The sequence below is a fragment of the Rhizobium sp. BK619 genome, assembly GCF_014195245.1.
In the GTDB taxonomy this organism is placed as follows: domain Bacteria; phylum Pseudomonadota; class Alphaproteobacteria; order Rhizobiales; family Rhizobiaceae; genus Rhizobium; species Rhizobium acidisoli.
This window is the reverse complement of sequence record NZ_JACIBH010000011.1, coordinates 42,611-55,999: the sequence shown is the minus strand read 5'-3', so window position 1 is coordinate 55,999 and position 13,389 is coordinate 42,611. Positions and strand designations below refer to the sequence as shown.

Sequence of the window (13,389 nt, the reverse complement as noted above, 5' to 3'; positions counted from 1 at the left end):
GAGCGGCAGGGAATTCCACTCTCTCGCGATAAATTAGATATACGCACTCCCCGCACGATTGTAAGGGGAAACGCCGCAAGCGCCGTTCACATAATTGCGATTACGGCGCCTCCTTCAGATCATCCCGCCATTGGCGCGCAGCGTCTGACCACTGATCCAGCCGCCGTCCGGACCGGCGAGGAAGGCCACGGCGGCGGCGATATCCTCAGGTGTGCCGAGACGCTCCAGCGGGTTCATCTTCGCCATGCGGGCGACCAGTTCCTCCGACTTGCCATTGAGGAAAAGATCGGTGGCGACGGGACCGGGCGCGATGGCGTTGACGGTGATGTTGCGGCCGCGCATCTCCTTGGCCATGATCGCCGTCAAGGTTTCGACGGCAGCCTTGGTCGCGGCATAGACGCCGTAGGTTTCGAGCTTCAACCCGACGACCGAGGTGGAGAAGTTGATGATCCGGCCGCCGTCGCGTAAGCGCTTGGCCGCTTCGCGGAGTATATTGAAGGTGCCCTTGAGGTTGACGGCGATCTGCCGGTCGAAATTGGCATCATCGGCCTCGGCGAGCAACGAGAGCATCATGATGCCGGCATTGTTGACCAGCACGTCGATGCCACCAAAGGCGATTTCCGCGGCATCGAACATGCGGCGGACGGCTTGCGCATCGCTGACATCGGCTTTCTCGGTCAGCGCCTTGCCACCGGCCTGCTCGATCTCCCGGGCGAGTTCCTCGGCCGGGGCGGCGTTGCCGGAATAATTGATGACGACGGTAAAACCGTCCCTGGCGAGGCGTTGAGCGACGGCCGCGCCGATGCCGCGGGAAGCGCCGGTGATCAGTGCGACCTTGCCGTTTTCGTTGGAAGCCATTGTCCTTTTCCTTCATCGCGTTTCGATGAGGAGAAGCTATGCCTTTTCCCTTCGCGGATAATCAGGCATTATTCGCCATCACTATCCGGAGATAGCGAACAAAGAGATGGACAGATTCGATGCCATGCGGGTGTTTTGCCGCGTCGTGGAACGCCGCAGTTTCACGCTTGCCGCCGAAGACACCGGCCTGCCGCGCTCGACCGTCACCGATGCGGTGAAGCAGCTCGAGGCTCGCCTCGGTGTGCGCCTGCTCCAGCGCACGACACGCCATGTCAGCCCGACGCTCGACGGCGAAGCCTATTACCAGCGCTGCCTGTCGATCCTTGCCGATATCGAGGATGCCGAAGGTGCCTTTGCCGGCGCCAGGCCGAAGGGTCTGCTGCGCGTCGATGTGCATGGCACGCTCGCCCGCCATTTCCTGCTGCCGAGCCTGCCGTCTTTTCTCCAGACCTATCCCGAGATCGAGTTCTACATGAGCGAAGGCGACCGGCTTGTCGATCTGGTGCGCGAAGGCATCGACTGCGTGCTGCGCGCCGGCACGACCGGGGATAGCGACATGATCACCAGACGCGTTGCCATGCTGGATGAGATCACGCTCGCCTCGCCTGACTATGTCGCCGCCCATGGGCTGCCGCAGCATCCGGACCGGCTTGCCGGCCACCGCATGATCGGCTTCCGCTCCAGCGGCACCGGAAGCCAGTTGCCGCTCGAATTCACCGTCGACGGCGTGGTTCGTGAGATCAGCATTCCCGCCACCGTCGCCGTCAACGCCGCCGAAAGCTATATTTCAGCAGCGAGGATGGGCCTCGGCATCATCCAGATCCCGCGCTATCACGCCGAAAAAGATCTTGCCGAGGGAACGCTGATCCATGTGCTCAAGGATTTTCCGCCGACCCCGACACCGGTCTCCGTGCTCTACCCTCGCAATCGCCAGCTTTCGCCGCGGGTGCGCGTCTTCATCGACTGGCTGGTGACGGTCTTCGCTCGACAAAAGTCGGAAAACGCGCTTTGCTAATATGAGCGCTTGGGGGAACGACGATGGCACTCAACGATACCACCGTCTACCAGACGGAAGACGGCTTCGTCGTCGAGTTCGGCGGAGAAGGCGAAGACCGCATTGCCGTGACGCTGCGAAGCACGCCTGAACTGACCGCGGAAAACGCGGTCTTGCGGGCCAAAACCCTGCTTGCAGCAGCGCTCGAACCGACCCATGGCGACGGCGCGCGCGGCAAGGACCCCGATTTGCTCGAGGAAGAGCTGGAGGAAGGCCTGGAAGATTCCTTCCCGGCAAGCGACCCGGTCTCGGTCACCGTCTCCTCGATCCCGATGCGGGATCCGAATGCCGGCCGTTAATTCATAGCCCAAAGCATGAAGCGGTTTCGGGATGACGGCGAGTGCACTGGATGTTATCTGCATCGGCCATGATCGATGGTGGAATGATATCGGGCGCGATCGGCGCCGGCGCGCTCACCGACGAAAGCCTCAGTGCGTTTTTCGAGCGAGACGCGATCGCCGTTGCCCGGGATCTGCTCGGCTGCCATCTCACAGTCGATGGCGCCGGCGGCCGGATCACCGAGACGGAGGCCTATTTCCCCGATGACGAGGCCTCGCACAGCTTCCGCGGCCCGACCAAGCGCAACGGCGCCATGTACGGCCGGCCCGGCAATGTCTACATTTACCGCATCTATGGCATGTATTGGTGCCTGAATTTCGTCTGCCATCCGGGCTCGGCCGTGCTCATCCGGGCGCTCGAGCCGGAAACGGGAATCCCCTTGATGATGGAGCGGCGCGGCACCGACAGGCTGACCGCGCTCTGCAGCGGCCCCGGCAAATTGTGCCAGGCGCTCGGCATCGACATCGAAATCAACGACCGGCTGCTCGACCGCCCGCCCTATGCGCTGACGCCGTCCGTGCCGGTGCCTGTCGTCTCGGGAAAACGCATCGGCATCACCAAAAATGCCGAAGTGCCATGGCGCTTCGGCATTCAGGGATCGCGTTATCTCAGCAAGCCGTTTCGCTGATTATTCCATCACCGCACTGTGGTCGACGGCGGGCGCCGCCTTCGGCTTACGCAGCAGCAGCGCCAGCGGAATGACCGCGAGCGACATCAGCATCAGGAGCTTGAAATCGTCCATATAGGCGATGATCGTCGATTGCAGCGTAATGAGCTCGTTGAGCGAAGCGCGCCCGGCCGCTGTCATCGGACTGAGCCCCTGCGCCGCCACGGCGTTGAAGGTATGATTGAACGGCGTCACATAGGCCGCGATCGATTCATGATTGCTCTGGGTATTCTCGACGATCAGGGCCGAGACGATCGAGATGCCGACCGCCGAGCCGATGTTGCGCGACAGATTGTAGAGGCCGGTGCCGTCGCCGCGCATATGGGCGGGCAGCGTCGCGAAAGCGATCGTCGTCAGCGGCACGAAGAGAAAGCCCAGGCCGGCGCCCTGGATGAAGCCGACCGAGATGATCGTCCATTGCGAAACATCCGGCGTCCAGCCGGTCATGTCGTACATCGCCCAGGCAGTCAGGCCGAGACCGAGCACCAGTAGCACGCGCGTATCGACCTTGCCGATCAGCCGCCCGACGATGAACATGCAGAGCATGGTGCCGAGCCCGCGCGGCCCCATGACGATGCCGGCGGTGATCACGGGATAGCCCATCAACGTCTGCAGATAGGGCGTCATCAGCGCCAGCGAGGCGAGATAGGTGACGCCGACCACGAAGATGAAGATCATGCTGATCGAAAAATTCTGGTCGAGGAACAGCTTCGGATTGACGAAGGATTTCTCAGCCGTCAGCGTGTGCACCAGAAGCAGATAGAAGGCCGCCGCACAGATGATCGCTTCGAGCATGATCTCGCCGGAGGAGAACCAGTCGAGCTGCTCGCCGCGGTCGAGGAAGAGCTGCAGCGAGGCGATGAACAGGCTCATCATCCCGAAACCGAACCAGTCCAACTTGGCGAGCACATCCCTCTTGGTCTCAGTGACGAAGACGACGATACCGGCAAAGGCGAGCGCGCCGATCGGCACGTTGATGTAGAAGACCCAGCGCCAGCTGATATTGTCGGTCAGCCAGCCGCCGATGACCGGCCCGAGCACTGGTCCGACCATGACCGAGACGCCGAAAAGCGCCATGGCCGAGCCGCGCTCCTCGACCGTATAAATATCGAGGAGGATGCCCTGGGAAAGCGGCACCAGCGATGCGCCGAACAGGCCCTGCAGCAGGCGGAAGGCGACGATCTGGTTTAGCGATTGCGCCAGGCCGCAGAGAACGGAGGCCGCCACGAAGCCGGCGATGGCGACGAGCAGCACGCGCTTGCGGCCGAACTTGGCGGCAAGGAAGCCCGATGGCGGCGTCATGATCGCCGCTGCGACGATGTAGGAGGTCAGGACCCAGTTGATCTGGTCGGCAGAAGCCGACACGCTGCCCTGGATATAGGGCAGCGCCACGTTGGCGATCGTCGTGTCCAGCGCCTGCATGATGACGGCGAGGATGACGCAGGCCGTGATCGCACCGCGATTGGCTACCGGGCTCGCCGGGGAAGCGGAAGCGTTACTCATGACCCTTGTCCTGGGGTCTGCCCAGAAGTTTATTGACGAAATCGGGCAGGCCGCGGGCATGGCCGGTTTCGACATCGACGACCGTGCTCATGCCGACACGAAGCGGCGGCTTGCCTTGCACATCCTCAATGCTGACGCGCATCGGAATGCGCTGGACGACCTTCACCCAGTTGCCGGTGGTATTCTGCGCCGGCAGCAGCGAGAAGCTGGAGCCAGAGGCCGGGCTGATGCTCTCGACCTTGCCCTTCCACATCACGCCGGGATAGGCGTCGACATAGATTTCCGCCGTCTGGCCTGATTTGACATAGGTCAGCTCGGTTTCCTTCGGGCTGGCGGCGATCCACAGGTGATCGGTGGCGACAAGCGAGAAGGCCTGCTGCGAAGCCTGCAGGTAGGAGCCGACCTGCAGCGCGTTGACATTGGTAACGATGCCGTCGAACGGCGCCTTGACGACGCTGTGGTCGAGTTCGCGCTGGGCGTTGTCGACATTCGACTTGGCCTGCAGGTAGAGCGGGTTCTCCTCGATCGGCTGGTCGGCCGAGCCGCCAAGCTGGGCAAGCGTGGTTGCAGCTTCCGCCTTGGCGACGGTCACCTTCTGCTGCGCAGCCTCGAGATTGTGCTTGGCCTCGTCATAGGCCGATTGCGTCGCGCTGCCATTGTTGACAAGGTTCTGCTGCCGGTCGAACTGATCCTGGTAATAGGGCAGATCGGCTTGCGCCTGGGTGATCTCGGCCAGCGACTGCTGATAGCTGGCCTTGAGGTTCATGATCTGGTTGCGCTGCACGCCGAGCTGCGCCTTGGCGCCATCGAGCGCGATCTTGAAGGAGTCGGCCCTGAGGCTGAAGAGCACCTGCCCTGCCTTGACCGCCTCGTTCTCATGCACGTCGATCTTTTCGACGATGCCCGAGACATCGGTGGTGAGCCCGACCATATCGGCCTGGAGATAGGCATTGTCGGTCGACATCACCTGACCGCCATTGACGTAATAATAGCCGCCGACAACGAGCGCCACCGGCAGCAAGGCAAACAGGATCGGACGCGTGAGACTGCGCCGGCGGCGGACCTTGTTGCCGCCAGGCGCAGCCACGGCGGCAGCCGGCGCTGAATTGGATGGAGGCGCTTCGGCTACCGTTTCCTGCTGTTTGGCTTGGTCTTCTTCGACAGGTGTCTTGGCATTGGCGTCGGCAACGACGCGGAGGGGGGATTGTTCAGCCATCGTTCGTCTCATTCTCGTCGACCGGGCTCCGGCATGCCTGAACCAGGTTCGTCTTCATTACGGATAGGATGTGGAAAAGCTGCTCGCGCTGCTCGGCCGTAATGCTTTGCAACGCTTCCGCGCGGGTGGTGTCACCAAGCTCGCGCATTTCGGCGAGCAGCGGGTGCGCCTCGTCGCGCATGTAAAGCAGCCAGATCCGCCGATCGGTCGGGTGCTGGCGGCGCTCGATCAGCCCCCGTTCGGCGAGCTTGTCGAGGATGCGCACCAGTGTGATCGGCTCGACCTCGAGGATTTCGGCAAGGCCGCCTTGATGGATGCCCTCATTGTTCGAGAGATAGGCCAGCGTCTGCCACTGCGACCGGGTCAGCCCAAGGCATTTCGCGCGTTGCTCGAACCGCTTGCGCAGCAGCCGTGCGACGTCGTGGAGAAGGAAGCCGAGGGTCGGAGTAGCGCTCATGAACACCTGCGATCATTAATTTATAAGCATACTTATAATATCGGTAGATATATTGAGCATGCCGAGCGCGCAAGAGCACGGTCGCAGGATTTCGCAGGTGCAGCCAAAATGCCGCAGCGGCGACCGGGAGGCGCGCAATCCGCCTCTCTTGCGGGAGCAAGACTTCCGTCCAGTGGCCGCAACCCGGCTTCGGCCCTAGTTTCGGGCAGAGATCGCCTCCGCCGGAGGTGCGCAGGAGGGCTCGATGGCGTTCTTCGAAAGCATGCTGACGCTGCTGCTGGTGGCGATCGTCTTCCTGCAATTCTCCAGGAAATTCCGCATCCCGTATCCGACCATGCTGGCGATCGCCGGCATCATCGTCGCCGCCGTGCCCTGGGCGCCCGAGGTCGCGATCGATCCTCAGCTGGCACTGGCACTGCTGATTGCGCCGGTGCTTTTCGACGCCGCCTATGATCTGCCGCCGCGGACATTGCGACGCAACTGGCTGCCGCTCTTCTCGCTCGCCGCAATCGCCGTGGTCCTGACAACAGCAGCCGTTGCCACCGTCGGCGTGACCATGGCCGGCCTGCCGCTCGCTGCAGCCGTGGCACTCGGTGCCATTGTCGCGCCGCCGGATGCTGCGGCGGCGACCGCCATGCTCGACCGCTTCGACCTGCCGCGCCAGACCTATGTGATCCTGAAAGGCGAGAGCCTTCTCAACGATGCCGTGGCGCTGCTGATCTTCAGCGCCGCGGTGGCGGCCGCCGCAAGCCCCGCCTTCTTTACCGGCGCCCTGGCGGAGCTGGCGCTGGCGGTGCCGGGCGGCCTCATCCTCGGTTATCTCCTCGGCCGTCTCTACATGGTGGTAGGGTTGAAGCTCGCCGGCACGCTCGGCGGCACCCTGCTCGAATTCGTCGCCACCTTCGGCACCTGGATCATCGCCGAGCGGCTGCACCTTTCGGCGATCCTCGCCATCGTCGTCTATGCGATGGTGATCGCCCGCTACATGCCCGAGCGGCAGACGGCCCGCCACCGCATTCATTCCTATTCGGTCTGGGAAGCCGCGGTCTTTCTGCTCAACGTGCTCGCCTTCCTGCTGATGGGCCTGCAAGTCCGCCAGATCGTCCTCGACCTCGATCCCGGCCGGCTGAATTACGCAATCACCCTGGCCGCCGCGGTCTTCGTCACTGTCATCGGCGTGCGCCTGGCCTGGGTGCTCCTCTATAACCGCGTGATCACCTTCCTCGCCGGGCGCGGCTACACCAGACAGGCCGTTCCCACCTTCGCGACCAGCCTGCTTGCCGGCTGGTGCGGCATGCGCGGCCTCGTGACGCTGGCGACCGCGCTGGCGCTGCCGATCGACTTCCCCGATCGCGACATCATTCTCCTCAGTGCACTTGCCGTCGTTCTCGGCACTCTCATCGTCCAGGGCCTGACGCTCGGACCGCTGATCCGCGCCCTGAAATTCGAGCCGGACACCTCGCTCGACCGCGACCTCACCAGAGCCCGCGTCGCGTTGATCGATGCGGCGCTGGCCGAACTTGCCGACGGCGAGGATAAATCCACCCGCATCCTGCGCGACGTCTACACCTCAGAGCGCGAGATCACCGCCGACGGGAAACATCCACGCGAAGTCAGCAGCCTCGATAAGCAGCGCCGTAGCGTCATTGCCGCCAAACGCCGCAAACTGGCAGCGATGCGCCGCGCCGACGAGATCGACGACGATGTCTTCCATATGCTGGAACAGGAGCTCGACTGGGCCGAACTCGCCGTCTTGCCGCCCGGCCGCGACGAGATCGTCGAGAGCTGACGCCATCCATGAAGTTTTGATGGATTTCGCAAACCCAGCCAATTGGCATTTGCTATTTTTCGCCGCTGCCGTTTATATCCGGTTCTACAAGTTACGATTTTTCCGATGTGCATTGCGTGCCGGCCTTCCCTCCTATGGATTGAACGCCGGGGGAAATCGCGGGGGCCACGCCTTCGTTCAAAGCAGCAAAACATGAAATAGCATCACCTTATCTTAGGTTCGGCGGCAGTCTATCGGCCGTCGCGATTGGAGGGACCGGTATGACTTACGTGCTTCGACGGATATTGATGCTCTGCTGCATCACCACGTTCATGCCCCTGGCCGCCATGGCGCAGGGCGCACCGTCCGCCCCTCCTCCCGTCACCGTCGCCAAGCCGGTCGTTCGCGATGTCGTCGACAGCGACGAGTTCATCGGCCGCTTTGAGCCGGTCGACGAAGTCTCCGTTCGCTCGCGCGTCGGTGGGTACCTGCAGGAAATCCATTTCCAGGACGGCGCATTGGTCAAGCAGGGCGACCTGCTGTTCGTCATCGACCAGAGGCCGTTCATAACCGCGCTCAGCCAGGCAAAGGCGACGCTCGAAGCGTCGCAATCCGCTCTGGTCTTTGCCGATGCGCAGTTCAAGCGCGCACAATCGCTCACCGCGAGCGGCAGCCAGGCGGCGCAGACGCTGGACGATCGCCGCCGCGAATTCGATTCGGCCGAGGCCAATGTCCGCGGTGCGCAGGCAGCCGCCGATCGCGCTTCTCTCGACATGGAATATACCGAGATCAAAGCGCCGCTCAGCGGCCGCATCGACCGCCGGCTGATCTCGGCCGGCAACCTGGTGCAGACCGACCAGACCGTGCTGACCACCATCGTCTCGCTCGACCCGATCGATTTCTATTTCGACGTCGATGAGCGCCGCCTGCTGAATTTCGCCGACACGGCGCGCAAAATGGGCAAGGAACTCCAGCAGGGCGGCGGCGGATTGGATGTATCCGTCACCATCTCGGATCCTTCTGCCAAGCCATTCAAGGGAAAACTCGACTTCGCTGAGAACCGGGTCGACAATGAAAGCGGCACCATTCGTCTGCGCGCCCGCTTCCCCAACCCCGATCTCGTCCTTCAGCCCGGGCTCTTCGGCCGCATTCAGGTCGAAGCTTCCAACACCTACCAGGCCATTCTCGTCCCGGACGAAGCAATCGGCTCGGACCAGAATGAACGTGTCGTCTATGTGGTTGACGCGCAAGGAAAGGTTTCGACCAAGCCCGTGAGACCCGGCCCGCGGCTCTACGGCTATCGTGTGATCCGCGAGGGCCTCGACGGCACCGAGACGATCATCGTCAATGGCCTGATGCGCGCCCGCCCGGGATCGACGATCACGCCGCAGATGACCGAACTGCCGCGGGAACGCCAGGACACCCCGCCCGAAGCCGCCAATGCGGAGAGCGGACAATGAGATTCGCGCACTTCTTTGTCGACCGGCCGATCTTTGCGGCCGTCATCTCGATTCTCTTTCTCGTCGTCGGCGGCATCGCCTATACACAGTTGCCGGTCTCCCAATATCCGGAGATCGCGCCGCCGACCATCGTCGTGCGCACCTCCTATCCCGGCGCCGATCCGCAGACGATCGCCGACACCGTTTCGACCCCGCTCGAACAGCAGATCAACGGCGTCGAAGACATGCTTTACATGTCGTCCTATTCCAGCGCCGACGGCGCCATGTCGCTGACGATCACCTTCAAGCTCGGCACCGATCTCGACAAGGTGCAGGTGCTTGTCCAGAACCGTGTTTCGATCGCGCTGCCTCGCCTTCCGGAAGAGGTGCAGCGGCTCGGCGTTACCACCGACAAGAGTTCGCCCGACCTGATGATGGTGGTGCACTTGCTGTCGCCGTCGCACCGCTATGACCAGCTTTACGTCTCGAACTACGCCCGCAACCGCATCCGCGACGTTCTCGTCCGCCTTGACGGCGTCGGCGATGTGCAGATCTTCGGCGAGCGCCAGTATTCGATGCGCATCTGGCTCGATCCGGAAAAGCTCTCCGCCTACGGCATGACCTCGGACGATGTCGTCTCCGCCTTGCGGGACCAGAACGTCCAGGTCTCCGGCGGCAAGATCGGCGCGCCGCCGGTCACCGGCAAGAACGCCTTCGAATATACGGTGCGAACGGACGGACGCTTCTCCGACGTGCGCGAGTTCCGCTACGTCATCGTCAAATCGACGGGCGCCGGCCGGCTCGTGCAGTTGCAGGATGTCGCCCGTATCGAACTCGGCGCCCAGGACTACGTCACCAACAGCTACCTCAACAACGACCCGGCGGTCGCCCTTGGCATTTTCGCCCGGCCGGGAACCAATGCACTGGATACGGCCCATCAGGTCCAGACATTGATGAAGGATATCTCCCAGAATTTCCCCGAGGGCCTGGAATATCGCATCGTCTACGACACGACCGAATTCATCTCGGATTCGATCAGCGAGGTCTATAGAACCATCGCCGAGGCCGCCATCCTGGTGGCGATCGTCGTTCTCGTCTTTCTGCAATCCTGGCGAACCGCGATCATACCGATCGTCGCCATTCCGGTCTCGCTGATCGGCACCTTCGCCGTCCTGCTGGCGTTCGGCTTCTCGCTCAACATGCTCACTCTGTTCGGTCTGGTTCTCGCCATCGGCATCGTCGTCGACGATGCGATCGTGGTGGTCGAAAACGTCGAGCGCAATCTGGCGCGCGGCATGACGCCGAAGCAAGCTTCCCATGTGACGATGGACGAAGTCGGAACCGCCGTCATCGCCATCTCGCTGGTGCTGATCGCGGTGTTCGTGCCGACAGCCTTCATCCCCGGCATATCGGGCCAGTTCTACAGGCAGTTCGCCGTGACGATCTCGGTCACCACCGCGATATCGGCGTTGAATTCGCTGACACTCTCGCCCGCCCTCGCCGGCATATTGCTGAAACCCCATGACCACGAAACCAGGCGCGCAAATATCGCCACACGGTTTGGCAGAGGTCTCGCGGACGGTTTCAATCGCGGCTTCGACAGGATGAGCTCCGGCTATTCATGGATCGTCCGGCATCTGGTCCGCAGCTGGGTCGGATTGACGGCCGCGATGATCGCCTTCGTCTGCCTGCTCGGAGCAACCTGGTACATGGGCACGCGCGTTCCCGCGGGCTTCATCCCGACCATGGATCAGGGTTACGCGATCGTCGTCATACAGCTTCCCGACGGCGCCTCGCTGGCGCGTACCGACGCCGTCGTCAAACAGGTGGGCGATATCGCCCGGACCGTGCCGGGTGTCGGCAACGCCGTGCAATTTGCCGGCTTCAGCGGGGCGACGTTCACCAATGCCTCGAATGCGGGCGTCGTCTTCGTGCCGTTCAAATCCTTTGCCGAACGTGAGGAAGGCGGAGAGACCGCCAACAAGATCATCGGCGAGCTTTACGGCAAGTTGCAAAGCATCCAGGAAGCCTTCATCATCGCCATCCCGCCGCCATCCGTGCGTGGCGTCGGCAATTCCGGCGGCTTCAAGATGCAGATTTCCGATCTTGAAAACGCCGACATGACGCGCGTGCTCGGCCTCGCCCGCCAGATGATGGGTGCGGCGGCTACCACCGAAGGGCTGACCGGCGTCTTTACGACATTCTCCGATGCAAGCCCGCAATACTTCCTGGCGATCGACCGTGACAAGGCACGCTTCCTGAATGTGCCGATCCCCAATATCTTCAACGCGCTGTCCATCAATCTGGGCGTCGCCTACGTCAATGATTTCAATGCGTTCGGCCGCGTCTACCAGGTTCGCGCGCAAGCCGACCGGCAATATCGCATGGACAGGGAAGACATCCTCGCCCTGAAGGTTCGATCGGCGACCGGCGCGCTGGTTCCGCTTGGAACGTTGATGGATATCCAGGATGCCAGCGGCCCAGCACTTGTCCAACGCTATAATATGTACGTCTCGGTGCCGCTTCAGGGCAATCCGACACCGGGCACATCGACCGGCGATGCCATCGCGAAGATGGAAGCGCTGGCGGCGAAGATCCTGCCGCAGGGGACAACCTTCGAATGGACTGAACTCGCCTATCAGGAAACCCATACTGGCAACACCGCCGTCTACATCTTCGCCCTCTCCGTCGTCTTCGTCTTCCTGGCGCTGGCGGCACAATATGAAAGCTGGGTTCTGCCGCTCGCGATCATCCTCATCGTGCCGCTTGCGGTGCTCGCGGCACTGATCGGGGTCTCGCTGAGGGGAATGGACAATAACGTCCTGACGCAGATCGGCCTGATCGTGCTGATCGGTCTTGCGGCCAAGAACGCCATTCTGATCGTCGAGTTTGCCAGGCAGGCGGAAGACGAGGGCAAGTCGCCGGTGGAAGCGGCCATCGAGGCCAGCCATCTTCGTCTGCGCCCGATCCTGATGACGGCATTCGCCTTCATCTTCGGCGTTCTGCCGCTTGCCATCGCCACCGGCCCCGGCGCCGAAATGCGTCAGTCGCTCGGCACCGCCGTCTTCTCGGGCATGCTTGGCGTGACGATCTTCGGCCTGTTCCTGACGCCGGTCTTCTACGTCGTGCTGCGCGGCTGGCGCCGCAAGCAGCCGGCGGAAAAGACGGTGGAGGCCGTCCCGGTTGAAAGCGAAACGGTCTGATCCGCTCCGGCGGGCGGCCGAGAAGGCGGAAGTCAGGTGGAAAACAGATGCACCTGACCCTGCCACAGGCGGGCGACGGTCAGCTTGCCGCTGCGATAGGCGCGCGTATCGAGATTGAGCCGTCTCGGCCGTATGTCGGGCTCGTCGTTCGGCGTGTGACCGTGAACGACGAGCTTCGGCAACGGTACCCGGCTTTCGAGAAACCGCTGTCGGATCATGACCAGATCCTCGTCCGTCTGCTCGTCGAGCGGCAGCTTCGGATTGATGCCGGCATGCACGAAAATCACGTTTGGAGTCTCCAGCATCACAGGCATCGCCCGCATGAAATCGATATGCGTGCGCGGCAGCGACTGGCGCAGGAACGAATCGAGCTTTGCGCCTGAAGGAAAGACCAGCGGCAGATGCTCCGGATCGAGGCCATAGGATTTCAGCGACTCCGCCGAACCCATCCGCATCCACTCGTCATAGGAAATCCAGCCGTCGATATAGTCGAGCATGGCGATTTCATGATTGCCGGCAAGGCAGATACGGTCGAAATCGTCCGGCGGCGGCGCCATGAGATGGGTGATGACCTGAGCCGATGCCGGTCCACGGTCGATATAGTCGCCAAGCGTCACAATCAGTTTACGCCCCGGCAGCCGCGCGGCATCGCGCAGGATCGCCGCCTCGGCTTTCGCAAGCAGATCGAACCGCCCATGAATGTCGCCGATCGCATAGGTTGGGATCGCGGCAATATCCAGCGTCAGACGTGGTCTCGACTGGCGTGCCATTTTCGAAACCTCGCCGTTGCGAGCAAGAGTATCGCTCATCATGTTTCTCAATCAAGGAAGCCCCACTTGCCGGTAAGTAGAGGCGAAAACAAGGCAATCAAGCTGGTAAGAAAAT

Annotated in this window: 11 protein-coding genes; 6 read left to right on the top strand and 5 right to left on the bottom strand. The window is 62.3% G+C overall.

The features are described 5' to 3' along the window. Positions 1-114: 114 nt before the first annotated feature. Positions 115-858 carry an SDR family oxidoreductase gene (locus tag FHX14_RS21100; protein ID WP_184378524.1) on the bottom strand — a complete coding sequence of 248 codons (744 nt, stop codon included), beginning with the start codon at positions 856-858 and terminating at the stop codon, positions 115-117. A gap of 106 nt (positions 859-964) precedes the next feature. Between FHX14_RS21100 and FHX14_RS21095 the strand changes: the two genes are divergently transcribed. From FHX14_RS21095 to FHX14_RS21085, 3 genes are read left to right on the top strand one after another with little or no spacing between them, the layout of a single operon-like run. Continuing rightward, positions 965-1,873: a LysR family transcriptional regulator gene (locus FHX14_RS21095; RefSeq protein WP_184378522.1), complete on the top strand. Its 909-nt coding sequence runs from the start codon at positions 965-967 to the stop codon at positions 1,871-1,873. A gap of 23 nt (positions 1,874-1,896) precedes the next feature. Beyond that, positions 1,897-2,211 (top strand): hypothetical protein, encoded by a 315-nt coding sequence (locus FHX14_RS21090; protein ID WP_003590499.1) that lies wholly within the window; start codon positions 1,897-1,899, stop codon positions 2,209-2,211. Between the two features lie 50 nt (positions 2,212-2,261). Further along, on the top strand, positions 2,262-2,879 hold the full coding sequence (locus FHX14_RS21085) for a DNA-3-methyladenine glycosylase (protein WP_003590498.1): 618 nt from the start codon (positions 2,262-2,264) through the stop codon (positions 2,877-2,879). On the opposite strand, the gene FHX14_RS21080 is transcribed toward FHX14_RS21085, so the two are convergent. The 3 genes from FHX14_RS21080 to FHX14_RS21070 are packed head-to-tail and all read right to left on the bottom strand — an operon-like array spanning position 2,880 to position 6,094. Next, on the bottom strand, positions 2,880-4,421 hold the full coding sequence (locus tag FHX14_RS21080) for a DHA2 family efflux MFS transporter permease subunit (RefSeq protein ID WP_003590497.1): 1,542 nt from the start codon (positions 4,419-4,421) through the stop codon (positions 2,880-2,882). Further along, positions 4,414-5,637 carry an HlyD family secretion protein gene (locus tag FHX14_RS21075; protein ID WP_184378520.1) on the bottom strand — a complete coding sequence of 408 codons (1,224 nt, stop codon included), beginning with the start codon at positions 5,635-5,637 and terminating at the stop codon, positions 4,414-4,416. Before FHX14_RS21075 ends, FHX14_RS21080 begins: the two co-directional genes overlap by 8 nt. Continuing rightward, entirely contained in the window at positions 5,630-6,094 is a 465-nt protein-coding gene (locus FHX14_RS21070; RefSeq protein WP_003590495.1) for a MarR family transcriptional regulator, read from the bottom strand. Before FHX14_RS21070 ends, FHX14_RS21075 begins: the two co-directional genes overlap by 8 nt. Before the next feature lie 244 nt (positions 6,095-6,338). On the opposite strand from FHX14_RS21070, the gene FHX14_RS21065 reads away from it, so the two are divergent. From FHX14_RS21065 to FHX14_RS21055, 3 genes are all read left to right on the top strand, one after another. After that, positions 6,339-7,883, top strand: coding sequence for a cation:proton antiporter (locus tag FHX14_RS21065; RefSeq protein ID WP_003590494.1), 1,545 nt, complete (start codon positions 6,339-6,341; stop codon positions 7,881-7,883). A gap of 260 nt (positions 7,884-8,143) precedes the next feature. Then, positions 8,144-9,322 (top strand): MexE family multidrug efflux RND transporter periplasmic adaptor subunit, encoded by a 1,179-nt coding sequence (locus FHX14_RS21060; protein ID WP_003590493.1) that lies wholly within the window; start codon positions 8,144-8,146, stop codon positions 9,320-9,322. Next, positions 9,319-12,504: a multidrug efflux RND transporter permease subunit gene (locus FHX14_RS21055; protein ID WP_003590492.1), complete on the top strand. Its 3,186-nt coding sequence runs from the start codon at positions 9,319-9,321 to the stop codon at positions 12,502-12,504. The genes FHX14_RS21060 and FHX14_RS21055 overlap by 4 nt, the downstream gene beginning before the upstream one ends. A gap of 32 nt (positions 12,505-12,536) precedes the next feature. On the opposite strand, the gene FHX14_RS21050 is transcribed toward FHX14_RS21055, so the two are convergent. Then, complete coding sequence (locus FHX14_RS21050; RefSeq protein WP_172643269.1) at positions 12,537-13,313, bottom strand: metallophosphoesterase family protein; 777 nt, start codon at positions 13,311-13,313, stop codon at positions 12,537-12,539. Between the last annotated feature and the right edge of the window lie 76 nt (positions 13,314-13,389).